Genomic DNA, 24,224 nt, shown 5'->3' with positions numbered 1-24,224 from the left:
ACGCGGCATTGTAGCAGGAAGCTGCCCGGAGGTCACTCCCGCGTCCTGAACAGCAAACACGCATCGCCATACGAATAGAACCGGTATCCGCTCGCGATCGCGTGCGCGTAGGCGGCCTGCATCGTCTCCAGCCCCGAGAAGGCCGACACCAGCATGAACAGCGTCGACTTCGGCAGATGGAAATTCGTCATCAGAATATCGACCGCGCGGAAGCGGTAGCCGGGCGTGATGAAGATCGAGGTCTCGGCCGCGAAGGGCTGGATCGTGCCGTCCTCGCGCGCGGCGCTCTCGAGCAGGCGCAATGACGTGGTGCCGACGGCGATGATGCGGCCGCCGTTGTTTCGCGCACTGTTGAGACGCTCCGCCGTCTCGGCCGAGATCGTGCCCCACTCGGCGTGCATCTTGTGGCCGTCGGTGTCGTCCACCTTCACCGGCAGGAACGTCCCTGCCCCGACATGCAGCGTGACCCTGACGATGCCGACGCCGCGCACGCGCAGCGCCTGCTCCAGGGCCGGCGTGAAATGCAGTCCCGCGGTGGGCGCGGCGACCGCGCCTTCGTTGGCCGCAAACATGGTCTGGTAGTCGGCGAGGTCCTGGTCGTCGGGCGTGCGCTTGGAGGCGATGTAGGGCGGCAGCGGCGGGCTACCGAGATCGGCGATGGCCTGATCCAGCGCCGGGCCGTGGAACGAGAACGACAGCGTCACCTCGCCCTCGAGGCCCTTAGCTTCAACCTCGGCATCGAGATGGCCGAGCAGGCAGACCTTGCCTTCATTGCCGAAGCGGATGCGGTCGCCGGCGACGAGCTTCTTCGCCGGCTTCACCAGCGCCTGCCAGCGCGAGCCGTCGAGCCGCTTGATCAGCGTCGCCTCGATCTTCGGCTCGGTCTCGCGGCCAATGCGGCGGCCCTTGAGCTGCGCCGCGATCACCTTGGTGTCGTTGACGACGAGCTGGTCGCCCGCCTTCAGCCATTGCGGCAGATCGGCGATGGTCTGATCGCGCAGCGCACCGTTCTCCACGACCAGCATCTTCGCGGAATCGCGCGGGTTCGCCGGGCGCAACGCAATGCGCTCGGCGGGTAGATCGAAATCGAAGAGATCGGTGCGCATACCCAGAACTTGTCATCGCCCGCCTTGTGCGCAATTGCGCACTGGGGCGGGCGATCCTGTACTCACGATCTTGGTTGTAACCACCGCCGGTGATTACTGGATGCCCCGCCTGCGCGGGGCATGACACCGGCAAAGCCGCTTATTCCGCGTCCGCGGCCATCCGCGCCTTGACGATCTTGTCTGGGTTCTGCACCGGCTCGCCGCGCTTGATCTTGTCGACGTTCTCCATGCCCTCGGTGACCTTGCCCCACACCGTGTACTGGTTGTCGAGGAAGCGGGCGTCGTCGAAGCAGATGAAGAACTGGCTGTCGCCGGAATCCGGGCTGGCGGCGCGTGCCATCGAGGTCGTGCCGCGCACATGCGGCTCCTTGTTGAACTCGGCCTTCAGCTTCTTGCCCGAGCCGCCGGTGCCGGTGCCCTGCGGGCAGCCGGTCTGAGCCATGAAGCCCTCGATCACGCGATGGAACACGATGCCGTCGTAGAAGCCCTCGCGGACCAGTTCCTTGATGCGCGCCACATGGCCGGGCGCGAGGTCGGGGCGCATCTCGATGGTGACGGGGCCCTGGGTGGTCTCGAGGATCAGGGTGTTTTCGGTGGCGCTCATGCTCGTCTCTCTTGCGTTGGAGGTGAAGTCTTATCAGGTGAAGTTCTGCGATTACGGAACTGGATCGCGAAGGGACGTCCCGCGGCAGCGCCCGCCATTGCATCGGTAAATGGCATTGGCGTGCAGCGTTGCAACGCCTCCATCACCGCGATCCGGTATTGCAGCCGGTCATTGTCGGAGGCCTCGGGGGATTCATAGGAGATCCTCGGATGGCCCAGAATGTCGCCGGAGCGGTTAAAGCTCACGACGACGGTGATGTCGAGTGGGCGGGCCTTGGCAGGCGGCGGCGGTTTCCAGCAGGTGCGCAGGTGCCGGAACACGTCCTGGATGGTGTTGACCTGCCCGTCCTCGGCAACCGCGCCCGAGGCACCGAGCAGCAGCAGCAGTGCGGCAACCAGCAGGAGCTTGTCACCGCAGCGCGCCATGGACCCATCCTATTTGATGTCGGAGGCGACCTGCACCTTCACCATCTTGTCGGGATCGGTCACCGCGCCGCCGGGAGAGCCAGCCGGAGCCTTCTTCAGCTTGTCGACGACGTCCATGCCCTGCACGACCTCGCCGACCACGGTGTACTGGTTGTCGAGGCTGCCGCCGTCGGCGAACATGATGAAGAACTGCGAGTTGGCGCTGTCGACGCTGTCGCCGCGCCGGGCCATGCCGACGATGCCGCGCGCAAAATGCACCTTGGAGAATTCCTGCTTCAGGTTCGGATATTTCGATCCGCCGGTGCCGTTGAAATTCTGGCCGTCGCCGGTCTGGGCCATGAAGCCGTCCATGACCCGATGGAACGGCACGTTGTTGTAGTAGCCCTCGCGCGCGAGCTGCTTGATGCGCTCGGCATGCTGGGGCGCGATGTCGGTCCGCAGCTTGATGACGATGCGGCCCTTGGTGCTGTCGATGACGATGGCGTTGGCCTTGTCGAGGTTGGCGGGCAATTGCTGCGCCACGGCCGGCACCGCGAACAGAAGCGCGGCAAGGACTGCGAAAATTCGGATCATGACAACTCCGGTCAGATGAGAGAAAGCGTGCGCCGTTATCCGGCGAATTTTGCCTTGAGCTGGCTGGCGACGAGCGGCGGGACGAAGGCCGAGACGTCCCCGCCCATGCCCGCGATCTGGCGCACCAAAGTGGCGGTGATCGGGCGGACAGCGGGAGAGGCCGGCAGGAAAACAGTGTGCACCTCGGGGGCCATGGTCCCGTTCATGCCGGCGAGCTGCATCTCGTAATCGAGATCGGTGCCGTCGCGCAGGCCTCGAATCATGATCGTGGCGCCGTGCTTGCGCGCCGCGGTGACCGCGAGATCGTCGAAGGTCACCGCTTCCAGGACGCAGCCGGCCTGTGCCGCGACCGGGTCGCAGACGTCGTGGAGCATCTTGAGCCGCTCCTCGGTCGAGAACAGCGGCTTCTTGCCGGGGTGGACCCCGATGGCGACCACCAGCCTGTCGCACAGCGGAACGCTATGCCGGACCACGTCCAGATGGCCGTTGGTGATGGGATCGAAGGAACCGGGATAAAAGGCGATACGCGGCATGGCCCCCTCCTACCGCGCCCGACGCGGCCCGGCAAGCCGGGCCGGTTCCCCGGCGGCAGCCGGCAAAATATCCCGTTAGCCCGTCGGCGCAGGCCGGTTTGTTTCGTCCTGAGGGTGCCCACGAAACAATGGGGCGCCGACACGAAACCATTTCCCGTATCGGCGAAGACGTCCGGAAACTGGCCATGGTTACTAATCCGGCCAACGAATGACGGGCCGCACACTGGGCGTAGGCGGCCGCATCACAGGGGACTGTCAATGATCAAGGCTCTTTCAGCGATCGCACTCTCTGCATGTGTTGCCGCAGCCCTTACCCTGCTGCCCGGCTTTGCCCCGTCCGTCGAGGCAAGCGTTCCGCAGCCGCTCGCGAAGAGCGACCGGCTCGACATCCGCTCCATCGGCAAGGACTGCTCGCAGCAGGCCTGGCCGAACTTCGAGGCCTCGTGCCTGCGCAAGGCCGGCACCAAGGCCGATGTCCGCGAGGCCCGCCTCGTGACGGCGAACCGCACCCCGTAGCCGGATCGGTCTGTCAGGTCGGCGTCAGCTTCCCCAGGCTGAATCCTCACTCCTGATTCCAATCCCGACCCCATGGATATTTGCGACGTCTCGTCGCAGACTGTGTGTCGATCGCGCCCGTCGGAATGGCCCGTCGGGCGCGATGCCATTGGGGGCGCCGTTGTCCAGCACACAAGCCACCGCATCCGGCCATCATCCTGATCCCCTTCCCCTCGCCATGACCATGGGCGCCCTCGGGGTGGTCTATGGCGATATCGGCACCAGCCCTCTCTACGCCCTGAAGGAAGCCGCCAAGGCGGCCGCTCACGGCGGCACGCTCCAACACGACGCCGTCCTCGGAATCGCCTCGCTGATCCTCTGGGCGCTGCTGCTGATCATCTCGCTGAAATATGCGCTGTTGATCCTGCGGGCGGACAACCGCGGCGAAGGCGGCATCGTGGCGCTGCTGGCCCTGCTCCATGCCCGCCACGCCGAGCCAGGAACGTGGCGCGCTCATCTCCTCGTGGTTGGCCTCATCGGCGCCGCCCTGCTTTACGGCGACGGCGCGATCACGCCGGCCATCTCGGTGCTCTCGGCCATCGAAGGCCTCAAGGTCGACGCCCCCTCGCTCGCGCCCGTGGTGGTGCCCGTGACCGTCGCCATCCTGATCGGCCTGTTCATGATGCAGAAGCAGGGCACCGGCTTCATCGGCCGCATCTTCGGCCCGGTGATGCTGGCCTGGTTCGTCGTGCTCGCCGCGCTCGGCATCCACGGCATCGTCAAGGCGCCGGCGGTGCTGGCAGCGCTCAGCCCGTTCTACGCGTTCAATTTCCTGATCCACCAAGATTTCCACGTCTCGTTCGGAATCCTCGGGGCGGCCTTCCTCGCGGTCACCGGCGGCGAGGCCATGTATGCCGACATGGGTCATTTCGGCCGGCTGCCGATCCGCCTCGCCTGGTTCGCGATCTGCCTGCCCGCGCTGGTCCTGAACTATTTCGGCCAAGCCGCGCTCTTGATCACCGATCCCACGATGATCGAGAATCCGTTCTTCCAGCTCTGCCCCGACGCGCTGCACTATCTGCTCGTCGCCTTCTCGGCGGTCGCGACCGTGATCGCCTCGCAGGCGATCATCTCCGGGGTGTTCTCGCTGACGCAGCAATCGATCCAGCTCGGCTTCCTGCCGCGCATGCAGATCCGCCACACCACGAGCGATGCGATCGGCCAGATCTACGTGCCGCTGGTGAACTGGCTGCTGGCGGCGGGAACGCTGGGCGCCGTCCTGAATTTCGGAACCTCGGACGCGCTCGCCGGCGCCTATGGCATCGCGGTCTCGTTGCTGATGGCGATCACGACGCTGCTGGCCGCGCTGGTCGCGATCCAGTGGGGCTATTCGCCCTGGCTGGTGGTGGCCGTGAACGGGGCCTTCTTCGTGATCGATTTGATCTTCTTCTCAGCCAACTCGATCAAGCTGTTCGAGGGCGGCTGGTTTCCGCTGCTGCTCGCCGGCCTCGTCGCCTTCCTGATGCTGACCTGGCGCTCCGGCGTGAAGCTGGTCGAGGCCGCGCGCGCAAAGCTGCGCCAGCCCGAGGAGGATCTGATCGAGACCGCCGTCAACAAATGCCAGGCGCGATTGCCCGGGACGGCCGTGTTCCTGGCCTCGGCGCCGCGCGGCGTGCCGCTCGCGCTCACCCAGTTCGTCAAGCACAACCGCGTGCTGCACGAACGCGTGCTGCTGGTCACCGTGCTGATCGAGGAATCCCCGCACATCGCCGACGAGGAACGCGCCGAGGTGATCGAGATCATTCCCGGCATCACCCGCGTTGTCCTGCATTACGGCTTCATGCAGAACCCGACGATCTACGAAGGACTGAATCTGGTCTGCCGCCAGGCCAAGCTGCCCGGCATCGATCTCTCCGACATCACCTATTATGTCGGCCGCGAGACCATCATCCCGCGCGAGGACGTCCCGGGCATGTGGGTCTGGCGCGAAGGCGTGTTCGCCTTCCTGCAACGCAACGCCGAACGCTCCGCCGCGTTCTTCGGCGTGCCGACCAAGCAGGTGGTGGAGTTCGGCACGGAGCTGGAGATTTAGCGAGCTTCGTAGCCCGAACTTCAACCCGGCGGCAGCGGCTTCATCCCGGATTTCGTGATGACGGCCGCAGCATCGGCCGAGGACAGGAAGCGCAGCAGCGCGATCGCGGCCTCGGGCTGCTGCGAGTTCTTGGGCAAGGCCCCGACGAAAAGCGTCGGCGGCTGGATCTCGGCCGGCACCGTGCCGACGAAGTCGATCCCCGGCACATGGATCAGCTCCGGCACCTGCTGGAAGCCGATCTCGGCCTCTCCGCGGGCGACGACGGCGGCAACGGGCTCGCCCGAGGGCGGGCCGCGCACCTTGCGCGTCTTGCCGGAGATGTCGTCGGCGATGCCGAGCTTCCTGAATCCGACGGTCGAAAGGTAAGTGCCGCTGGAACTGTCCGAATAGGCGATCGACTTGGCCGCGAGCAGCGTCTTGCGCAGCGCATCGGTCATACTGATGTCGGGCCTGGGTTGCCCTGCCCGCACCACGACACCGATGAAGGATTCCGCGAGCGGCATCCGGCTGCCGGGCTTGCTCAGCCCGCGCTGGTCCAGCAGATCGACGCCGACGCCATCCATGATCACCACGTCGGCGTCTTCGCCGCGCGACAGACGCGCCGGAATGGCCTCCGGTGAATCGCCGACGGAAGGCCCGCGCGTGGTGATGAGCTTGTGTCCCGTCGCTTTCTCGAAGGCGGGACCGAGTTCCTGATACACGGAGAAGAAGCCGGCCGAGATCATCACCTTGACGTCAGCGGCGATTGCGCCCGGCGCAGACGCAAGCGTGAACAGGATTGCAAACAGACAAGCAAGATATCGCGGCATGAGCACTCCCACGGCAGGGCTCATACTGTCTTACCAAAGGCAGCCCGCGTCCAGCTCACAAGGCTGCGAACAGGGCAATGAGCCCTGTTCGCCACCGGCTATTCGCCGTTTGCTCCGTTGCCGCTCTCGGCCTCTTCGGTGATGTGCTCGACCGAGACGACGTGCTCGTCCTCGGCTGTGTCGAACACGATCACGCCTTGCGTCGAGCGGCCGGCGATGCGGATTCCTTCGACCGGGCAGCGGATCAACTGGCCCTTGTCGGTCACCAGCATGATCTGATCGGCGTCCTCCACAGGGAAGGACGCGACAAGGTTGCCGTTGCGGTTGTTGACGCTCATGGCGACGATGCCTTTGCCGCCGCGGCCGGTGGTGCGGTACTCGTAGGACGAGGTCCGCTTGCCATAGCCGTTGACGGAGACGGTCAGCACGACCTGCTCGGCCGCCGACATCTCGATATAGCGCTCCTGGGCGAGCTGGAAGCTGCCGGAGGTCTCCTCGGTCTCGGCATCCACCGGCGCCTCTTCCGCGGCGGCTTCACCTGCGACCGCGCGGCGCATCTTCAAATAGGCCGAGCGCTCGTCCGAGGTGGTCTCGACATGGCGCAGAATCGCCAGGGAGATCACCTTGTCGCCCTCGCCGAGCGCGATGCCGCGCACGCCCATCGAGGTGCGTCCGGTGAACACGCGCACGTCGGGAACGGGGAAGCGGATGCACTGGCCGCCGGCGGCGGTGAGCAGCACGTCGTCGCGCTCGGTGCAGATCTGCACGTCGACGATCGCTTCATTGTCGTCGAGCTTCATGGCGATGATGCCGGAGCGGCGAACGTCGACGAAGTCCGAGAGCTTGTTGCGCCGGACATTGCCGCCGGTCGTGGCGAACATCACGTCGAGCTCGCCCCAGGTCGATTCATCCTCGGGCAGCGGCATGATGGTGGTGATGCGCTCGCCCTGCTCCAGTGGCAGGATGTTGATCAGCGCCTTGCCGCGCGCGTTCGGCGCGGCCATCGGCAGGCGCCAGACCTTCTCCTTGTAGACCTGGCCGCGCGAGGAGAAGAACAGCACCGGCGTGTGCGTGGACGCCACGAACAGGCGCGAGACGAAATCCTCGTCGCGGGTCTGCATGCCGGCGCGGCCCTTGCCGCCACGGCGCTGCGCCCGGTAGGCCGACAGCGGCACGCGCTTGACGTAGCCGGCGTGGGACACCGTGACGACCATGTCCTCGCGCTGGATCAGGTCCTCGTCCTCGACCTCGCCTTCCTGCTCGACGATGACGGTGCGGCGCGGGGTGGCGAACTCGGCCTTCACCTCGGCGAGCTCGGTCTTGATGATGGTCAGCACGCGCTCGCGCGAGCGCAGGATATCGAGATAGTCAGCGATCTCGCCGGCGAGCTTGTCGAGTTCTTCGCGAATTTCGTCGCGGCCGAGTGCGGTGAGGCGCTGCAGGCGCAGGTCGAGAATGGCCCTCGCCTGCTCCATCGACAGCCGGATCGTGCCGTCCGCGCTGATGCGGTGGCGCGGATCGTCGATCAGCGTCAGCATGTCCTCGACGTCCCGGGCCGGCCAGTCGCGCGACATCAGGGTGTCGCGGGCGGTGGTCGGGTCGGGCGAGGTCCTGATGACGCGGATCATCTCGTCGATATTGGCCACCGCGATCGCGAGACCGACCAAGATGTGGGCGCGGTCGCGCGCCTTGGCGAGCAGGTACTTGGTGCGCCGCGTGACCACACGCTCGCGGAAGTCGACGAAGATGGCCAGCAGGTCCTTCAGATGCATGATCCGCGGACGGCCGCTGTCGAGCGCCACCATGTTGACGCCGAAGCTGGTCTGCAGCGGGGTGAATCTGTAGAGCTGGTTCAGCACCACGTCCGGCACGGCGTCGCGCTTCAATTCGATGACGACGCGGTAGCCTTCGCGATCGGATTCGTCGCGCAGGTCGCCAATGCCCTCGATCTTCTTTTCCTTCACCAGCTCGGCGATGCGCTCGACCATCGTCGCCTTGTTCACCTGGTAGGGAATCTCGGTGATGATGATCGCCTCGCGCTCCTTGCGGATGGTCTCGATCGCGACCTTGCCGCGCATGACGATCGAGCCGCGGCCGAGGTGATAGGCCGAACGGATGCCCTGCCGCCCGAGAATGACGCCGCCGGTCGGGAAATCCGGACCGGGCACGATGTTGATGAGCTCATCGATGGTGAGCGCGGGATTGTCGATCAGCGCGACGCAGGCGTCGATGACCTCGCCGAGATTGTGCGGCGGGATATTGGTCGCCATGCCGACCGCGATGCCGCCGGCGCCGTTGACGAGAAGGTTCGGGAACTTGGCCGGCAGGACCGACGGCTCGGTCTCGTTGTTGTCGTAGTTCGGCTGGAAGTCGACGGTGTCCTTGTCGATGTCGGCCAGCAGAGCCAGCGCAGACTTGGTCAGGCGCGCTTCGGTATAACGATAGGCAGCCGGGGGATCGCCGTCGACCGAGCCGAAATTGCCCTGGCCGTCGATCAGCGGCACGCGCATCGAGAAGTCCTGCGCCATGCGGACCATGGCGTCGTAGATCGACTGGTCGCCGTGCGGGTGATACTTACCGATGACGTCGCCGACCACGCGGGCGGATTTGACGTATTTCTTGTCCGGCGTGTGCCCCTGCTCGTGCATCGAGAACAGGATGCGGCGGTGCACCGGCTTCAGACCGTCGCGAGCATCAGGCAGCGCCCGCGCCACAATCACGCTCATGGCGTAATCGAGGTAGGACTTTTTCATCTCCTCGTAGATCGAAACGGGGCGAATGTCCGAGGGGTGCGCCGGCTGGTCGCCGGGCTTGTTGTCGTCGTCAGCCAAGGGGGAATCCGGTGAGTTTTTGTCTGGGAATCATATAGCGCATCGAGCGCTTGATAACCACCCTTGCACGGGTGCTGGGAAGTGCTTTTTCCGCTTATTTTTCCAATAGCTTACGGCCCCATAGCGGGTGTCTTGGATGAGCCTGGAACCGGCCTCCCGAAATCACTTCCGCCGCCCCGTCGAAACACGTAGGCGAGCGGTCCCATGGCGCCACGGCCGGACGCCATCCCATGTTCAAGCCAAACATGAAGCGGGCCCGGAAATCCGAGCCCGCTCCGTCGATTAGTAAGGTTTGCTGACACGATGATACAGGCGCGCTCCCCCAACCCTGGCAGCGCCCTCATCGTCCCCGGCCGTTCTCAGAACGGGATGTCGTCGTCCATGTCGTTGTTGCGGCCACCACCGCCGGCGGCAACCGGACGGCGCGGCGCACTGCTGACGGGGCCGGACGAGCCGAAATCGCCGCCGGGTTCGTCACCGAAGCTGCCGCCGCCGCCACCGCCGCTGCGGCCATCGAGCATCGTCAGCGTCGAGTTGAAGCCCTGCAGCACGACTTCGGTCGAATACTTCTCGACGCCGCTCTGGTCGGTATATTTGCGGGTCTGTAGCGCACCTTCGATATAAACCTTGGCGCCCTTCTTCAGATATTGTTCAACGATCTTGCAAAGCGGCTCAGAGAAGATCACGACGCGATGCCACTCGGTCTTTTCCTTGCGCTCGCCGCTGTTCTTGTCGCGCCACGTCTCCGAGGTCGCGATGCTCAGATTCGCAATCGGCCGCCCGTCCTGGGTCCGGCGGATTTCAGGATCCTTGCCGAGATTTCCAACCAGAATGACCTTGTTGACGCTTCCCGCCATCGCCGCTCTCCACTCCGAATATCACTGAATTTCTAAAGGCCGAGCGCGCTGCCCGCGTTCCTCTGCGCCCTGTCGAGGCGACCCTATACGCTTGCAGGCGCAACTCAGCCCGTCACCCCCGAGGTTATCCCCACATATAGCACCGACGCCCGCCACGTTCCAGATTTGTTCTTGTCGAGGCGTGAGCGCGTGGTAGCGGAATGTTCCGGCGGAACGGAACCTGCTCCGGTTCCATGGAGAGAAGAAAAACCGATTAACATTCAGCAAGTTGCGCCTCGTCAGGCGGCCTCCAACTGTGGCCTTTGGGAGACGGACTCGGCCCTCCCGCGGGACTACGCTGGCCGCGGAATTGGAATTCATATGGGCGGCGCGCCTGATCAGCCGCTTCGGGGACTTCGAGAAGCGGCGAAACTGGGGAGACTGCAATGAAGAAAATTCTGTTTGGTGCAATCGGTGCAATGACTTTGAGCCTGTCGGCTCCCGCCAGCGCAGCGGATCTGGCAGCGCGTCCCTACACCAAGGCTCCGGCGCCGATGGTCGCCGCGATCTACGATTGGAGTGGCTTCTACATCGGCATCAACGGCGGCGGCGGCACCAGTCACAAATGCTGGGACTTCGTCACCCCGGTGACGGGCGTTCTCGTCGGCGAGGGCTGCCACAACGCGACCGGCGGCACGGTCGGCGGCCAGATCGGCTATCGCTGGCAATCGGCCAATTGGGTGTTCGGCCTGGAAGGCCAGGGCAACTGGGCCGACTTCTCGGGCGACAACATCAGCGCGGTGTTCGTCGGCACGGGCCTGCGCGATCGCTCGAAGATCAACGCGTTCGGCCTGATCACCGGCCAGGTCGGCTACGTCTGGAATAACGTGCTGCTCTATGTGAAGGGCGGCGGTGCCGCGGTCAGTGACCGCTACCGCAGCTACGATGTCGTCACAGGCCTGGAGTTCGACCGGGCCAACGAGACCCGCTGGGGCGGCACGGTGGGCGCCGGCATCGAGTTCGGGTTTGCGCCGAACTGGACGGTGGGCTTCGAGTACGACCACATTTTCCTCGGCAACCGCACCGTGACCTTCACCGCTTCTGGGAACTTTCTGGCGGCCCCGTTGGGTGCTGCCACACGCTCCGAGCGCATCAGCCAGGACGTCGATATCGGCATGATCCGCGTGAACTATCGCTGGGGCGGTCCGCTGGTCGCGCGATACTGACATCCATCTGATATCGCTCGAAGATTGAAGGCCGGCCTTGCGCGGGCCTTTGTCGTTTGGTGCGGGTGTTCTGGGGAACAATAAGTCAGTAACCATCACCTTTTCGACCACTGTGGCCTTTCGGAGACACAACTTGCGGCTTCAGTGGTGTAAGCACTCCGTCAGTTGGGCCGTTGAGTCCGCTGCCCTTCCTTCCGGGGAAGGCAACAACAGAAACTGGGACTGGGATTAGGTTGAAAATGAAGAAAGTTTTGTTGGCTTCGGCCTGTTTGTTCGCTCTGGCGGCCCCCGCTTCGGCTGCTGACCTCGCGGCTCGCCCCTACACCAAGGCTCCGATCGCTCCGATGGCTTCGGTCTACAACTGGACCGGCTTCTATCTCGGTATCGTCGGTGGCGGCGCTTGGGAAAACGCTTCCGGCGACCCGAAGATGAAGGGTGGCTTCGTCGGCGGCACCGCCGGCTACAACTGGCAGACCGGCAACGTCGTGTTCGGCGTCGAGGCTGATGGTGCGTGGGCTGACGTCAGCGCCTCGGCCGCTGGCGTGGTCTTCGTCCCGGGCGTCGGTGGCATCCCCGCCTCGGTGAGCTCCAAGACTGACGCGATGGGCACCGTGCGTGGCCGCATCGGCTGGGCCGTCAACAACGTGCTGCTGTACGGCACCGGTGGTTACGCCTGGATCGACAACAAGATCACCGCGACCCTGGGCGGCCTGTCGGTTTCCGATAGCAAGTTCCACTCGGGTTGGACCGTCGGCGCCGGCGTCGAGGCGTTCTTCGCTCCGCAGTGGTCGGTCAAGGGCGAGTACCTCTATCGCAGCCTCGGCGGCGAGAGCTACTTCGCGGGCACCGTCCCCACCGGCACGCTCAACTTCCACACCGTGCAGGTCGGCGTGAACTATCACTTCGGGGGCCCGGTGGTCGCCAAGTACTGAGCCAAGCACTGAGCTTTGCTCCAACGCATCAGCGTTACGAAAGGCCGGCCTTGCGCCGGCCTTTTTGTTTGTCCGGCTCTCGCTTGGCCGGATCGCCGCCGCTGCGCACAAGTTCCATTATTCCGACATCTGTGGCGCACGAGTGACAGACTGTCGCACCTCAAGGGTTGTATCAAAAAGGCGGATAAACTTCGGCTTGGGGGCCCGCCTTTGAACAAGTTCACGCTTGCCGCAATCGCCATGCTTGCGGCGACGACATCAGTTTCGGCGGCCGATCTGGCCGCGCGCCCCTACACCAAGGCGGCTGCGCCGATTGCCGCGATGTACGACTGGAGCGGCTTTTACGTCGGCCTCAACGGCGGCGGCGGCTGGAGCCACAAATGCTAGGACATCGTGACCAACATTCTCGGCGCACCGGTCGTGCCCCCCGCTTCCGAGGGATGCCACACCGCGACCGGCGGCGTCGGGGGCGGTCAGGTCGGATTTCGCTGGCAGTCATCCGCATGGGTCTTCGGCCTCGAAGGCCAGGGCGACTGGGCTCGTCTCAGCGGCTCCAATGGCCCGAGCCTGGCTGCGGGCGGCGTTGGCTCCGACCGCTCGAAGATCAATGGCCTCGGTCTGGTGACGGGCCGGGTCGGCTACGCCTGGAGCAGCGTGCTGGTCTACGCGAAGGGCGGCGCCATCGTCGTCAGCGACAAGTACGAGGGCTTCACCACCGCGACCGGTTTCGTATTCGACCGGGCCAGTGAAACGCGTTGGGGTGGAGCGATCGGGGCCGGCCTCGACTTCGGCGTCGCACCCAACGTCGTGGTCGGCGTCGACTATGTGCACGGCTTCATGGGATCGCGTAACAACAGCTTCACATTCAACACCGGGGCCTTCTCCCGCACCGATCGCATCAGCCAGGACATCGACATCGTGACCGCCCGCGTCAGCTATCGGTTCGGCGGTCCGATCATCGCCAAATACTGAATCGAGCGCGACATCGCGTGACGAAGGGCCGGCCTCGCGCCGGCCCTTTTGTTTTCCGCGACCTTTGCGCCCGCGCTGCGTTTTCGAACGGATGTGGTCGACCGGTCACACAACCCAAGGCTTTAATGGTGTAAGCAGGGACATCAGTTGGGTCATTGGGGTCCGCTGCTCTTCCGCTTCCGGAAGGCCAGAAAAAGAAACTGAACTGGGGAATGGATATGAAGAAGCTTTTGCTGGCTTCGGCCAGTTTGTTTGCACTGAGTGCGTTTTCACCGGCCTCGGCGGCCGATCTGGCCGCCCGCCCCTACACCAAGGCTCCGGTCGCGCCGATCGCGATGTACAATTGGAGCGGTTTCTACATCGGTATCAACGGCGGTGGCGCCTCGAGCCGCAACTGCTGGGACGTGAACAACATCTTCGGCGTTCCCGGGCCGGACACGGCCGAGGGTTGCCACAATGCAACCGGCGGCGTCGTCGGTGGTCAGCTCGGCCATCGCTGGCAGTCGACCAACTGGGTGTTCGGTCTTGAAGCCCAGGGCGACTGGGCCAATTTGAAGGGTTCGAACACGAGCCTGTTTCTTGGGCCGCCGGCGCTGGTCAACCAGACCAAGATCGATGCGATCGGCCTGTTCACCGGTCAGGTCGGCTACGCCTGGAACAACGTGCTCTGGTACGTGAAGGGCGGCGCGGCCGCTACGCACGCCAAGTACAACGGTCTGGTGGGCGGCGTGGTCCTCGACAGCGCCAGCGAGACTCGCTGGGGTGGCGCGGTCGGCACCGGCATCGAGTTCGGCTTCGCGCCGAACTGGTCCGTGGCGATCGAGTACGACCATCTGTTCATGGGCAAGCGCAACAACTCCTTCACGATTCTCGGCGTCGTCAACGACCGCATCGACCGGATCAAGCAGGACGTCGACATGGGCACCGTCCGCCTGAACTACACCTTCGGCGGCCCGGTGGTTGCCAGGTACTGAGTTCGGTACTGAGCTCCGTCTCCGGCGCTCCCCTCGCTACAAAAGGCCGGCCTCGCGCCGGCCTTTTGCTTGGCCCTCGTTCCAGACAGTTCCCAGCCCCGCTGCTGCCAGATGCCGCCAGCGCAGCAACATTCCGTTGACGATTCGCAACTGCCTCTGGAAATCCGTCCCCGTTCTTCCTACGTTCGCTGCCATACCCATCGGTGCCGATCCCGGTTCCGGGCGAAGCGCGCCTCTCTTGCTGGCGCGGTCGCGCACCCATGGGCTTCCTTGAGGGGCAACTCGGATGGATGAAGTGATCAAGGCGAAGCGCCAGACTAGCAACGCGGGCTCGAGCCGGCACGCAATCACGATCCGCGGTGCACGCGAGCACAATCTCAAGAACATCGACGTCGAGATTCCCCGCGACAAACTGGTGGTGTTCACCGGCCTCTCCGGCTCCGGCAAATCCTCGCTCGCCTTCGACACGATCTATGCCGAGGGCCAGCGCCGCTACGTCGAATCGCTGTCGGCCTATGCGCGTCAGTTCCTGGAGATGATGCAGAAGCCTGACGTCGACCAGATCGACGGCCTGTCGCCGGCGATCTCGATCGAGCAGAAGACCACCTCGAAGAACCCGCGCTCCACCGTCGGCACCGTCACCGAGATCTACGACTACATGCGCCTGCTCTGGGCGCGCGTCGGCGTGCCCTATTCGCCGGCCACGGGCCTGCCGATCGAGAGCCAGACCGTCTCGCAGATGGTCGACCGTGTGCTGGCGTTGCCCGAAGGCACCCGCCTCTATCTGCTCGCGCCGGTCGTGCGCGGCCGCAAGGGCGAGTACCGCAAGGAGCTCGCCGAATGGCTCAAGAAGGGCTTTCAGCGCGTCAAGATCGACGGCACCTTCCATGAGCTTGCCGAAGCGCCGACGCTGGACAAGAAATTCCCGCACGACATCGACGTCGTCGTCGATCGCATCGTGGTGCGCGCCGATATCGGCCAGCGCCTCGCCGAAAGCTTCGAGACCGCGCTGAAGCTCGCCGAGGGCCTTGCCGTCGTCGAATTCGCCGACGCGCCGGCGGCAGCGCCCGCCGAAGAGAAAGAAAAGAAGAAGACCGCGAAAATCCACGACAAGAGCGGACCCGAGCGCATGCTGTTCTCGGAAAAGTTCGCTTGTCCCGTCTCCGGCTTCACCATTCCCGAGGTCGAGCCGCGCCTGTTCTCCTTCAACAATCCCTATGGCGCCTGCCCGGCCTGCGGCGGCCTCGGCGTCGAGCAGCATGTCGACGAGGACCTCGTCATTCCCGACAAGGAGCTCCCCATCGGCAAGGGCGCGATCGCGCCCTGGGCCAAGTCGTCCTCGCCCTATTACGTGCAGACGCTGACAGCGCTCGGCAAGCACTACAAGTTCACGCTGACCACCAAGTGGAAGGACCTCGCCAAGAAGACGCAGAACGCGATCCTCCACGGCTCCGGCGAAGACGAGATCAAGTTCTCCTACGAGGACGGGGTGCGCTCCTACGACACCAAGAAGCCGTTCGAGGGCGTCATCACCAACATCAACCGCCGCTACCGCGAGACCGAGAGCGAGTGGGCGCGCGAGGAGCTGGCGAAGTATTTTCACGACGTGCCCTGCGAGGGCTGCAAGGGCTTCCGGCTGAAGCCCGAGGCGCTCTGCGTCAAGATCGGGACCAGGCATATCGGCGAGATCTCGGAGCTGTCGGTCAGGAAGGCCGGCGAATGGTTCGAGACCGTGCCCGACGCGCTGAACGCACAGCAGAACGAGATCGCGGGCCGCATCCTCAAGGAGATCCGCGAGCGTCTCACCTTCCTGCTCGACGTCGGCCTCAACTATCTCACGCTGTCACGCTCCTCCGGCACGCTGTCCGGCGGCGAGAGCCAGCGCATCCGCCTGGCGTCACAGATCGGCTCAGGGCTCACGGGCGTGCTCTACGTCCTCGACGAGCCCTCGATCGGCTTGCATCAGCGCGACAACGCGCGCCTGCTCGACACGCTTAAGCGGCTTCGCGACCTGGGCAATACCGTGATCGTGGTCGAGCATGACGAGGACGCCATCCTGCTGGCCGACCACGTTCTCGACATCGGCCCCGGCGCCGGCATGCATGGCGGCAACATCATCGCCGAAGGCACGCCCGCCGAGATCATGCGCAATCCGAAATCGCTGACCGGCAAGTACCTGACCGGCGAGCTCGAGGTCGAGGTGCCGGAGCGGCGCCCGCCGAACCATCGCCGCACCATCAAGGTGGTCAACGCGCGCGGCAACAATCTCAAGAACGTCACGGCGGAGATTCCGCTCGGCCTGTTCACGGCCGTCACCGGCGTCTCCGGCGGCGGCAAGTCGACGCTCTTGATCGACACGCTCTACAAGGCGATCGCCCGCAAGCTGAACAATGCCAGCGAGGGCGCAGCCCCGCACGACCGCATCGAGGGCCTCGAGCACATCGACAAGATCATCGACATTGACCAGTCGCCGATCGGCCGCACCCCGCGCTCGAATCCGGCGACCTATACCGGCGCCTTCACGCCGATCCGCGAATGGTTCGCCGGCCTGCCCGAAGCCAAGGCGCGCGGCTACGAGCCCGGCCGCTTCTCCTTCAACGTCAAGGGCGGCCGCTGCGAGGCGTGCCAGGGCGACGGCGTCATCAAGATCGAGATGCACTTCCTGCCCGACGTCTACGTCACCTGCGACGTCTGCAAGGGCAAGCGCTACAACCGCGAAACGCTGGAGGTGCTGTTCAAGGGCAAGAGCATCGCCGACGTGCTCGACATGACTGTCGAGGAGGCCGCCGAGTTCTTCAAGGCGGTGCCGCGCGTGCGCGAGACGTTCCAAACCCTGCACCGCGTCGGCCTCGACTACATCCATGTCGGCCAGCAGGCGACGACGCTCTCGGGCGGCGAAGCCCAGCGCGTCAAGCTCGCGAAGGAATTGTCAAAGCGCGCCACCGGCCGCACGCTCTACATCCTGGACGAGCCGACCACCGGTCTTCATTTCCACGACGTCAAGAAGCTCTTGGAGGTGCTGCACGAGCTGGTGGCGCAGGGCAACACGGTCGTCGTCATCGAGCACAATCTCGAAGTCATCAAGACCGCCGACTGGGTCATCGACCTCGGCCCCGAAGGCGGCGACGGCGGCGGCGAGATCGTGGCGTGGGGCCCGCCGGAGGACATCGCGAAGGCGCCGCGGAGCTATACGGGGAAATTCTTGGCGCCGGTGCTGAAGAAGGCGGGCAAGCCGAAGCGGAGGAGCACGAGCCAGGCGGCGGAGTAATTTCCGTCATCTCGAGCGAACGAGATCTCGCACCTTGGACCGATCGCCATGCCGAGCCGGACCTATGCGCTCTTTCGTCAAGCCATCCGCGCCGAACAGCAGGTGACCTGTGTCTACGAGGGCCGTTACCGCGAGCTCTGCCCGCACGTCATTGGCACCGACAAGACCGGCGAGGAGGCCGTACTGGCCTGGCAGTTTGCAGGCGAGAGCAGCGGACCGCTACCGCAATGGCGATGCCTCAAGCTGGCCAACGTCAGCGGTGCCCAGGCGCACGACGGCCGCTGGCATGAGGGCGGCTCGCATCGGACGACACAGACCTGCGTCAAGACCATCGATCTCGACATCAATGTTCACGTGCGCAAATTGCGGTAGGCCGCCCGGTAAAGAGTGGGCTTACAATGGGCGGGATCGGAAGCGGACCTCGTCGATCACGACGTAACGCCCAAAGAGCCCCTGACCAAACTGGTCGACCGCCTCCAGAAGTCGCGTCCGCATCAATACCCCTCGTCCCGGATCGATCCGCAGCAAGATAAGGCCAGGAACGGTCTGGCCGCGACGAAAGACAAGCTCGCCGAAATCCTTATCAGCCGTGAGAAGAAGGCGCCCTTCCCGCAAGGCCAATGAAATGACCTCCACGTCGCCCAGACTGGCGGCAAATTCGGAGACTTAAAGCACATCGTGACCGGCGCCTCGCAGCTCTCGAACCAGCGAGACCGCAACGCATTCGTCCGCAAGCCAGCGCACGGTTCAGCGGTAGATAATGTCTTCGTCGGCCAGGTAGTCTGCCGCAAAAGCCTGGGCCGCCCTGACATCGTCAGCTGTCAACCGCGGATGCTCCGCGATGATGCCTTCAGTGGTCATGCCCGCACCGAGCTCACGCAACACCAACTCGACCGGCACGCGCGTTCCACGGATTACGGGCTTTCCATCCATGATCCCCGGGTTGATTTCGATGCGTTCGTGCCGCATGGCTGTCCTCGAATTTTGCCAAACGATAGCATATCAGGCCGCGCTTGTCAGCGAACTCGAAACCCGCTTCCATGCCCTACTACCTCGCCATCTTCGATCTCGACGGCACGCTGGCCGACAGCTTCCCGTGGTTCCTGCGCACCATCAACGACATCGCCGATCGCTTCAATTTTCGCCGGGTCGCCGATGAGGACATCGAGAGCCTGCGGCATGCCTCGACGCGCGAGATCCTCGCCCGCCTCGAAGTGCCCTTGTGGAAGCTCCCGGCGATCGCGCGGCACGCGCGGCGGTTGAAGGGCGAGGCGGCGGCGGAGATTTCGCTGTTTACGGGTGTGGAGGCGATGCTGCGGACACTGACTGAAAACGGCGTGCAGCTGGCGCTGGTGACGTCCGACAGCGAGGCCAATGCGCGCGAGAAGCTCGGGGATGCCGCGGCGCTATTCCAGTATTTCGACTGCGCGGCGTCGATCTTCGGCAAGCCCGCGAAATTCCGCCGGGTCATTCGCCGCGCCGGTGTCGCGCCCGAGAAGGTCATCGCGATCGGCGACGAGGTCCGCGACATCGAGGCGGCGCGGACCGTGGGCATCGCCTGCGGCGCGGTGTGCTGGGGTTATGCGGCGCCGGCGGCGCTGCGGGCGCTGGGGCCTGATCATGTGTTCGAGCGTATGGATGAGATTGCGGATGTGTTATGCCGTCATCGTAGGGCGGATTAGCGCAGCGTAATTCGCCGATCGATGATCGACGCAGGATGGCGGATTACGCTGCGCTAATCCGCCCTACGCGGCCCTACTCCGTCCTGCGCAAGAACGCGCCGAACGCCCGCGGCCCGTCGCCGGTCTTGATCTCGCCGACGACCTTCAGCTCGGCCGCGTCGATGATGCTTAGCGTGTTGCTCTCCCAGCAGGCGACGATAACGCTCTTGCCGTCGGCAGTCGCGGCAATACCCTCGGGGTAGTCGCCGACATTGATGCGCTTGATCGGCTTCAAGCTCGCAACATCGAACACGCTGACGGTGCCGCCATATTGGTCGGTGACGAAGCCACGCCCTTGCGTCAGCGCTACCGCATAGGGTCGCATGCCGACCTTCACGCGGCCGACCTCCTTGCCCTCCACAAGATCGATCACGGAGACGTCGTCGGAGCCGACATTGGCGGTGTAGGCGTGCTTGCCCTCGGCGTCGACGGTGACGCCGAACGGGCGGGTGCCGACCTTGATCGTCGCCTTGCGCTGGCGCGTCGCAATGTCCACGACCGAGACGCTGTCGTCGTCGCGGTCGGCCGAGAGCAGCAGCTTGCCGTCCGGCGTCACCGCAAGACCCGATGGCGAGGCGCCGACTGCGATGCTGGCCACAACGCTGCGCGAGGCCGCGTCGATCACCCGCACCGCCGCGGCATACCAGTCGGCGACATAGACCGTCTTGCCGTCGGGCGCGACCGCGATGCCGAGCGGCCCGCCGCCGACCTCGATGCGGCCGGCGACCCGGCGCGCGGCCGCATCCACCACCGTCACCGCCTTGGCGTCGGGGCTCGTGACATAGGCAAAGCGCCCGTCGGCGCTGACGGCGACCCCGGCGGGCTTGCCGCCGATCGGGATCGTGGCCACGGCGCGCGACGTCGCGAGGTCCACCACCATCAGATCGTCGCTGAGCTGGTCGGTGACGAACGCCTCCTCGGCAGCGGCGCTGCCGAGGCCGGCATGGCAAAGGCTGGCGGCGAGCGCCGCCAGAACCAGCATGCGCACGGTCAGCTACCGCTCTCGATCTTCTTCTTCAGCGCCTCGAGCCCGGTCTTGTAGAGCCCGCTCACCGCCTTCACCGCCGCCTCGTCGCTCAGCTCCGGCGGCGGATCGTTGTTGGGAAAGCCGCGGTAGAACGCTCCGGCCCATTCCAGCTTCGCCTTGCCGTCGGGCGCCGGCGACACCGTCAAGGTCGAGGAATAATTGGTCACCGGCAGCACCTTCACGTCGACCTTGGTGATGCGGTAAGAATAGCTCTGCATGTCGGGCTCGTATTTGTAGAGCTCCTCCTCGACCGTCGCCCCGCCCTGCAGAGTGAGCGTCCTCGTCGCGCCGACCTCGTTGCCCTTTTCGCCCGCGGTCTTGGTGACGGGCGGAAGCCAGCTCATATCCTGAAAATTGGAGATTGCAGCCCAGACCTTGGCCGGCGGCGCGCTGATCTCGATGGATTCCCGCACCTTCTGCCGGGTCGGCCCATGCGCCCACGCCGGGCCAAAGGTCGCCGTCAAGCCTGCCGCCCCAATCACAGCCAGCGCCGCAGCCACAGCCGTGCGCCGTCCAATCGTCACCCTCATTCTCGTTTCCTCATACGTCCCGTTGATCATGCGCGACTTGGAGTGCGCGCTGCGGTCATCCTAGCGCATTTTGGGGCCGAGGGGAGACAGGTTCGTGGCACCGTTGCGGCGGAGAGAGCCGCCGTCAGACACTCGTTTACTCCCCCAGCGCCGCCGCGACGAAGCCGTGCGGATCGTCGCAGAATTCGCGCATCAAGCGGTAATGGTCCGTCTCCTCCACCGTCATGGGCTCCAGACCGTATTTCCCGAGCCGCAGCAGTCGCGCATTCGGGTAAGCCATCAGCATCGGCGCGTGCGTCGCCATGATGACCTGGCAGATCCGAGAGTCCTCCATGCGCCGCAGCAGCTTCAGGAACTCGATCTGCCGCGCCGGCGACAACGCCGATTCCGGTTCGTCGAAGATGAAGATGCCCTGGCGCTGACAGCGTTCCTCGAAGAACCGCAGGAAGCCCTCCCCGTGGGAGTGCGACAGGAAATCGGGACCGGCCTGGCCGGCATCGCGCGCGGCCTGGTCGAGATAGCGTGCGACCGAGAAGAAGCTTTCGGCCCGAAAGAACCAGCCATTGGTGATCTTCGGCAGCCAGCTCGCGCGCAGCGCCCTGGCGAGCTGACCACCCATCTTCTCGCGCGCCTCGGAATGGTCGACCGGCATGTAGCCCTTGCCGCCTCCGGCATCGTCGTAGCCGGCGAGCGATGCAATGCCCTCGAGGATGGTCGACTTCCCGGTGCCGTTCTCCCCAACGATGATTGTGATGGCGGTGTCGAAGTTAAGCTCGAAATCGTCGGGGAAGATGGGAAGGCAAAACGGATAGGCCTCGCGATCACCCACCCGCGACGGGTCCAGCCAGACCCGCTTCAGATACGGCGCCGGCAGGTTGATTGTTCGACCGCTTCTTCGGCTCATCCCGCCCCCAGCTCCGCCGAATTTTACCAGAACATAACAGGAACGCAACCTCCACGAAAGCTGCATTCGGGAAACATATGGAAACAATTCGAAACAAACTCGGGTTGCGTCACCGGACGATAAATTAAAACGTCAGATTGTAGGCCAAAATCGCCCAGAGCGAACGCAACCCAAAAGACAGTCTGCCGGCATGAGGCCGGCTTTCCAGCTCGCGACTCCGCAATGACTGACGGGCGTCCGGGACGTTAAGAAGCCGCGAGGAATGCGCGATGGTATCAACGTATTTTGGTTACAGCTACATCACGCGCAATCTCAAGCAGTCGCTGACGCGGGTCGAGCAGCAGCCGGGCGTGGCGCAGGAGGCCGCCTATTACAAGGCCAACATCGGCAAGGTGAAGACCGTTGACGATTTCATGAAGGATTATCGCCTGTTCCATTACGCGATGAAGGCCTACGGGCTCGAAGACATGGCCTACGCCAAGGCCTTCATGAAGAAGGTGCTGGAGAGCGACCTCAACGACTCCAAGAGCTTCGTCAACAAGCTGGTCGACAAGCGCTACCAGGAGTTTGCTGCGGCATTCTCCTTCACCGGCACTGCAAAGCCGATCGCGCAATCGGACAATCAGACCGACGAAATGATCGGCCTGTACACGGCGACCAAGAAGAGCCAGGTCGATGCGCTCGCGGGCGAGACGAACTACTACAGCGCCCAAATCGGCAAGATCGGCAGCGCAGACGATCTCCTGAACAACGACCGCCTTCGCAACTATGTCTATTCGGCCTACGGGATCGATCAGAGCAAGTGGCCACGAGACACGATCAGCCAGGTCCTGCGCAGCGATCCATCCGACCCGAGCAGCTACGTCAACACCACCTTCGCGTCCCAGTTGACCGGCCTCAAGGCCCAGCTTGCCCAGGCCCAATCCGATGTCGGCGCCACAAATGCGAAGATTGCGGACTACACGGCTCAAATGTCGCAGCCGGGCGCGGACGTGACCCAATTGAAAATACAGATCCTGGTCGAGAAACACCATCTGGAGTCATTTGCGGCCTCCGTCTCCAGCCTCGGTGGAGAGATCGCGACGATCAACGGATTTGTAGACCTCGCCGGCGCGTTCGAGTTCTCGCCCGACGGATCACTTCCGCCAGGTGTGTCGGCGCAGACCGCGGCAAACGTGACGCTCACGAAACAACGGTTCGACGCCAGCAAGGCCGCGGTCTATTCGGCGGCAACCCCGCTGAACGAAGCCTTTGCGATCAGGCAATTCAGGACGGCCATCCTCACCGTCAACTCGCTCGACAAGTTTCTGTCGACGGCAAGCGTGTATGACTTCGCACTCGGCGCCGTCGGCCTCGATCCCAAGAAGGTCTCGCTGGCAACCATCAAGGCTGTCCTCGAAAGCGACCTCGGCGATCCCAAGAGCTATGTACACACCCTCAAGGACAGCCGATACGTTCAGCTCGCGCACGCCTTCAATTTCGATGCGAAGGGCAATATGACGACCCCCCTGGTGGCGCAGGACTCTGCCGAGATCCTCCAGATTGCAAGGGACTACGTCATTCAGGCGGTGAAGAGCGCAAGCACGTTGACCACCAAGCAGCAGGCCGCGGTTCGGGCACAGGCAGCCAAGGACGCGACGGCTTATCAGGAGGCGATCGCAGGCATCGACAGCGTTTCCGATCTCCTTGCGAACCGGCCGATGGTCGATCTCGTTCTCCTCGCCAAGGGTCTGAACCCCAGCAAGGTCAGCGACGATTTTCTCAAGAAGATCTTCGCCTCCGATCTGAACAATCCCAAGAGCTTCGCGAACACGCAGAGCGATTCCCGCTTTGCCGACATCGTGGCGTCGTTCAATTTCGACAGCAAGGGCAACGTCGCGCGCCTGCCGATGATGGGTCCCCAGAGGCGGGATCAATTGCGGGATACGCAGGCAAATTACGTCCAGCAAAGCCTCGAGCAGCAGCAAGGCGAAACCAATCCCGGCGTACGCCTGGCGCTATACTTCCAGCGAAAGGCGGGCGACATCACGTCGGCATACGACATCCTCGCCGACAAGGCTCTGTCGGAGGTGTTCAGGACCACGTTCAATTTGCCCGATCAGATGGCCGCGATGCCGATCGACCAGCAGGCCAAGTACGTGGACAGATTTATGAAGATCAAGGATCTGTCCGATCCCGCGAAGGTCGCCAAACTGTTGAATCGCTTCTCGGCCATGTATGACGTGAAGAACAATGGGAGCACCGGGCAGGCTCAGTCGCCCTTGCTCAACCTCTTTCAGGGATCGAGCTCAGGCCTGCCGAGCATGAGCGAATCCACGTACATGGCGATCGCCAAATTGCGTGCTCACTGATGACCGCTTGCCGAT

The 24,224-nt window shown here is 64.2% G+C and carries 22 protein-coding genes and 1 pseudogene; 10 read left to right on the top strand and 13 right to left on the bottom strand.

The window, feature by feature from the left end; genetic code table 11:
- Positions 1-32 precede the first annotated feature (32 nt).
- The 5 genes from queA to coaD form a co-directional block, all read right to left on the bottom strand.
- Positions 33-1,106 (bottom strand): tRNA preQ1(34) S-adenosylmethionine ribosyltransferase-isomerase QueA, encoded by a 1,074-nt coding sequence (gene queA, locus QRQ56_RS05950; protein WP_438738306.1) that lies wholly within the window; start codon positions 1,104-1,106, stop codon positions 33-35.
- Positions 1,107-1,245: 139 nt separating this feature from the next.
- Positions 1,246-1,710, bottom strand: coding sequence for a peptidylprolyl isomerase (locus tag QRQ56_RS05945; RefSeq protein ID WP_008131015.1), 465 nt, complete (start codon positions 1,708-1,710; stop codon positions 1,246-1,248).
- Positions 1,707-2,135: a hypothetical protein gene (locus QRQ56_RS05940; protein ID WP_438738304.1), complete on the bottom strand. Its 429-nt coding sequence runs from the start codon at positions 2,133-2,135 to the stop codon at positions 1,707-1,709. Before QRQ56_RS05940 ends, QRQ56_RS05945 begins: the two co-directional genes overlap by 4 nt.
- 9 nt (positions 2,136-2,144) lie before the next feature.
- Positions 2,145-2,708 (bottom strand): peptidylprolyl isomerase, encoded by a 564-nt coding sequence (locus tag QRQ56_RS05935; protein WP_438738301.1) that lies wholly within the window; start codon positions 2,706-2,708, stop codon positions 2,145-2,147.
- A 35-nt stretch (positions 2,709-2,743) separates the two neighbouring features.
- Positions 2,744-3,241, bottom strand: a complete 498-nt coding sequence (gene coaD / locus QRQ56_RS05930) for a pantetheine-phosphate adenylyltransferase (protein ID WP_438738298.1) — start codon at positions 3,239-3,241, stop codon at positions 2,744-2,746.
- A gap of 258 nt (positions 3,242-3,499) precedes the next feature.
- Here coaD and QRQ56_RS05925 point away from each other — a divergent pair, with 258 nt between their 5' ends.
- Positions 3,500-3,757, top strand: a complete 258-nt coding sequence (locus QRQ56_RS05925) for a hypothetical protein (protein ID WP_438738296.1) — start codon at positions 3,500-3,502, stop codon at positions 3,755-3,757.
- Between the two features lie 217 nt (positions 3,758-3,974).
- Positions 3,975-5,828, top strand: coding sequence for a potassium transporter Kup (locus tag QRQ56_RS05920; RefSeq protein WP_438740083.1), 1,854 nt, complete (start codon positions 3,975-3,977; stop codon positions 5,826-5,828).
- A 20-nt stretch (positions 5,829-5,848) separates the two neighbouring features.
- Here QRQ56_RS05920 and QRQ56_RS05915 read toward each other — a convergent pair whose 3' ends face one another.
- The 3 genes from QRQ56_RS05915 to QRQ56_RS05905 all read right to left on the bottom strand — a co-directional run bounded on the left by QRQ56_RS05915 (position 5,849) and on the right by QRQ56_RS05905 (position 10,325).
- A complete protein-coding gene (locus tag QRQ56_RS05915; RefSeq protein WP_438738294.1) occupies positions 5,849-6,637 on the bottom strand; it encodes a substrate-binding domain-containing protein in 789 nt (262 codons plus the stop codon).
- 98 nt (positions 6,638-6,735) lie between these two features.
- Positions 6,736-9,468: a DNA gyrase subunit A gene (gene gyrA / locus QRQ56_RS05910; RefSeq protein ID WP_438738293.1), complete on the bottom strand. Its 2,733-nt coding sequence runs from the start codon at positions 9,466-9,468 to the stop codon at positions 6,736-6,738.
- 359 nt (positions 9,469-9,827) lie between these two features.
- On the bottom strand, positions 9,828-10,325 hold the full coding sequence (locus QRQ56_RS05905; protein WP_438738292.1) for a single-stranded DNA-binding protein: 498 nt from the start codon (positions 10,323-10,325) through the stop codon (positions 9,828-9,830).
- Positions 10,326-10,750: 425 nt separating this feature from the next.
- Here QRQ56_RS05905 and QRQ56_RS05900 point away from each other — a divergent pair, with 425 nt between their 5' ends.
- From QRQ56_RS05900 to QRQ56_RS05875, 6 genes and pseudogenes are all read left to right on the top strand, one after another.
- Positions 10,751-11,530, top strand: coding sequence for an outer membrane protein (locus QRQ56_RS05900; RefSeq protein ID WP_438738290.1), 780 nt, complete (start codon positions 10,751-10,753; stop codon positions 11,528-11,530).
- A 239-nt stretch (positions 11,531-11,769) separates the two neighbouring features.
- Entirely contained in the window at positions 11,770-12,462 is a 693-nt protein-coding gene (locus QRQ56_RS05895) for an outer membrane protein (RefSeq protein ID WP_438738288.1), read from the top strand.
- Between the two features lie 210 nt (positions 12,463-12,672).
- A pseudogene (locus QRQ56_RS05890) lies at positions 12,673-13,434 on the top strand (outer membrane protein).
- Between the two features lie 218 nt (positions 13,435-13,652).
- Positions 13,653-14,408 carry an outer membrane protein gene (locus tag QRQ56_RS05885; protein WP_438738286.1) on the top strand — a complete coding sequence of 252 codons (756 nt, stop codon included), beginning with the start codon at positions 13,653-13,655 and terminating at the stop codon, positions 14,406-14,408.
- Between the two features lie 286 nt (positions 14,409-14,694).
- The gene (gene uvrA / locus QRQ56_RS05880) at positions 14,695-17,676 is read left to right on the top strand and encodes an excinuclease ABC subunit UvrA (RefSeq protein ID WP_438738284.1); all 2,982 of its coding nucleotides are present in this window, start codon (positions 14,695-14,697) and stop codon (positions 17,674-17,676) included.
- A 48-nt stretch (positions 17,677-17,724) separates the two neighbouring features.
- Complete coding sequence (locus QRQ56_RS05875) at positions 17,725-18,048, top strand: hypothetical protein (protein ID WP_438738283.1); 324 nt, start codon at positions 17,725-17,727, stop codon at positions 18,046-18,048.
- A gap of 21 nt (positions 18,049-18,069) precedes the next feature.
- On the opposite strand, the gene QRQ56_RS05870 is transcribed toward QRQ56_RS05875, so the two are convergent.
- Positions 18,070-18,312, bottom strand: a complete 243-nt coding sequence (locus tag QRQ56_RS05870; protein WP_438738281.1) for a DUF5615 family PIN-like protein — start codon at positions 18,310-18,312, stop codon at positions 18,070-18,072.
- A gap of 111 nt (positions 18,313-18,423) precedes the next feature.
- Positions 18,424-18,645: a DUF433 domain-containing protein gene (locus QRQ56_RS05865; protein ID WP_438738279.1), complete on the bottom strand. Its 222-nt coding sequence runs from the start codon at positions 18,643-18,645 to the stop codon at positions 18,424-18,426.
- Positions 18,646-18,716: 71 nt separating this feature from the next.
- Here QRQ56_RS05865 and QRQ56_RS05860 point away from each other — a divergent pair, with 71 nt between their 5' ends.
- Complete coding sequence (locus QRQ56_RS05860; RefSeq protein ID WP_438738277.1) at positions 18,717-19,358, top strand: HAD family hydrolase; 642 nt, start codon at positions 18,717-18,719, stop codon at positions 19,356-19,358.
- A 73-nt stretch (positions 19,359-19,431) separates the two neighbouring features.
- Here QRQ56_RS05860 and QRQ56_RS05855 read toward each other — a convergent pair whose 3' ends face one another.
- From QRQ56_RS05855 to QRQ56_RS05845, 3 genes are all read right to left on the bottom strand, one after another.
- Positions 19,432-20,385, bottom strand: a complete 954-nt coding sequence (locus QRQ56_RS05855) for a cytochrome D1 domain-containing protein (protein ID WP_438738276.1) — start codon at positions 20,383-20,385, stop codon at positions 19,432-19,434.
- A gap of 2 nt (positions 20,386-20,387) precedes the next feature.
- Positions 20,388-20,954 carry an SRPBCC family protein gene (locus QRQ56_RS05850; protein ID WP_438738274.1) on the bottom strand — a complete coding sequence of 189 codons (567 nt, stop codon included), beginning with the start codon at positions 20,952-20,954 and terminating at the stop codon, positions 20,388-20,390.
- Positions 20,955-21,090: 136 nt separating this feature from the next.
- Entirely contained in the window at positions 21,091-21,858 is a 768-nt protein-coding gene (locus tag QRQ56_RS05845) for an AAA family ATPase (protein ID WP_438740081.1), read from the bottom strand.
- Positions 21,859-22,127: 269 nt separating this feature from the next.
- Between QRQ56_RS05845 and QRQ56_RS05840 the strand changes: the two genes are divergently transcribed.
- Positions 22,128-24,209 (top strand): DUF1217 domain-containing protein, encoded by a 2,082-nt coding sequence (locus tag QRQ56_RS05840; protein WP_438738273.1) that lies wholly within the window; start codon positions 22,128-22,130, stop codon positions 24,207-24,209.
- The last annotated feature ends 15 nt before the right edge of the window (positions 24,210-24,224 follow it).

The organism is Bradyrhizobium sp. U531 (genome assembly GCF_051710265.1).
Classification (GTDB): Bacteria; Pseudomonadota; Alphaproteobacteria; order Rhizobiales; family Xanthobacteraceae; genus Bradyrhizobium.
The sequence above is the reverse complement of the archived record's forward strand: the minus strand, read 5'-3'. Positions and strand labels throughout refer to the sequence as shown.

Coding starts and splice junctions, on each gene's coding strand:
- QRQ56_RS05845 (WP_438740081.1), bottom strand. CDS start 21,858: ATGAGCCGAAGAAGCGGTCGAACAATCAACCTGCCGGCGCCGTATCTG.
- QRQ56_RS05860 (WP_438738277.1), top strand. CDS start 18,717: ATGCCCTACTACCTCGCCATCTTCGATCTCGACGGCACGCTGGCCGAC.
- QRQ56_RS05920 (WP_438740083.1), top strand. CDS start 3,975: ATGACCATGGGCGCCCTCGGGGTGGTCTATGGCGATATCGGCACCAGC.
- QRQ56_RS05875 (WP_438738283.1), top strand. CDS start 17,725: ATGCCGAGCCGGACCTATGCGCTCTTTCGTCAAGCCATCCGCGCCGAA.
- QRQ56_RS05915 (WP_438738294.1), bottom strand. CDS start 6,637: ATGCCGCGATATCTTGCTTGTCTGTTTGCAATCCTGTTCACGCTTGCG.
- QRQ56_RS05895 (WP_438738288.1), top strand. CDS start 11,770: ATGAAGAAAGTTTTGTTGGCTTCGGCCTGTTTGTTCGCTCTGGCGGCC.
- QRQ56_RS05840 (WP_438738273.1), top strand. CDS start 22,128: ATGGTATCAACGTATTTTGGTTACAGCTACATCACGCGCAATCTCAAG.
- QRQ56_RS05900 (WP_438738290.1), top strand. CDS start 10,751: ATGAAGAAAATTCTGTTTGGTGCAATCGGTGCAATGACTTTGAGCCTG.
- coaD (WP_438738298.1), bottom strand. CDS start 3,241: ATGCCGCGTATCGCCTTTTATCCCGGTTCCTTCGATCCCATCACCAAC.
- QRQ56_RS05935 (WP_438738301.1), bottom strand. CDS start 2,708: ATGATCCGAATTTTCGCAGTCCTTGCCGCGCTTCTGTTCGCGGTGCCG.
- QRQ56_RS05945 (WP_008131015.1), bottom strand. CDS start 1,710: ATGAGCGCCACCGAAAACACCCTGATCCTCGAGACCACCCAGGGCCCC.
- QRQ56_RS05925 (WP_438738296.1), top strand. CDS start 3,500: ATGATCAAGGCTCTTTCAGCGATCGCACTCTCTGCATGTGTTGCCGCA.
- uvrA (WP_438738284.1), top strand. CDS start 14,695: ATGGATGAAGTGATCAAGGCGAAGCGCCAGACTAGCAACGCGGGCTCG.
- QRQ56_RS05905 (WP_438738292.1), bottom strand. CDS start 10,325: ATGGCGGGAAGCGTCAACAAGGTCATTCTGGTTGGAAATCTCGGCAAG.
- QRQ56_RS05850 (WP_438738274.1), bottom strand. CDS start 20,954: ATGAGGGTGACGATTGGACGGCGCACGGCTGTGGCTGCGGCGCTGGCT.
- QRQ56_RS05940 (WP_438738304.1), bottom strand. CDS start 2,135: ATGGCGCGCTGCGGTGACAAGCTCCTGCTGGTTGCCGCACTGCTGCTG.
- QRQ56_RS05885 (WP_438738286.1), top strand. CDS start 13,653: ATGAAGAAGCTTTTGCTGGCTTCGGCCAGTTTGTTTGCACTGAGTGCG.
- QRQ56_RS05865 (WP_438738279.1), bottom strand. CDS start 18,645: ATGCGGCACGAACGCATCGAAATCAACCCGGGGATCATGGATGGAAAG.
- queA (WP_438738306.1), bottom strand. CDS start 1,106: ATGCGCACCGATCTCTTCGATTTCGATCTACCCGCCGAGCGCATTGCG.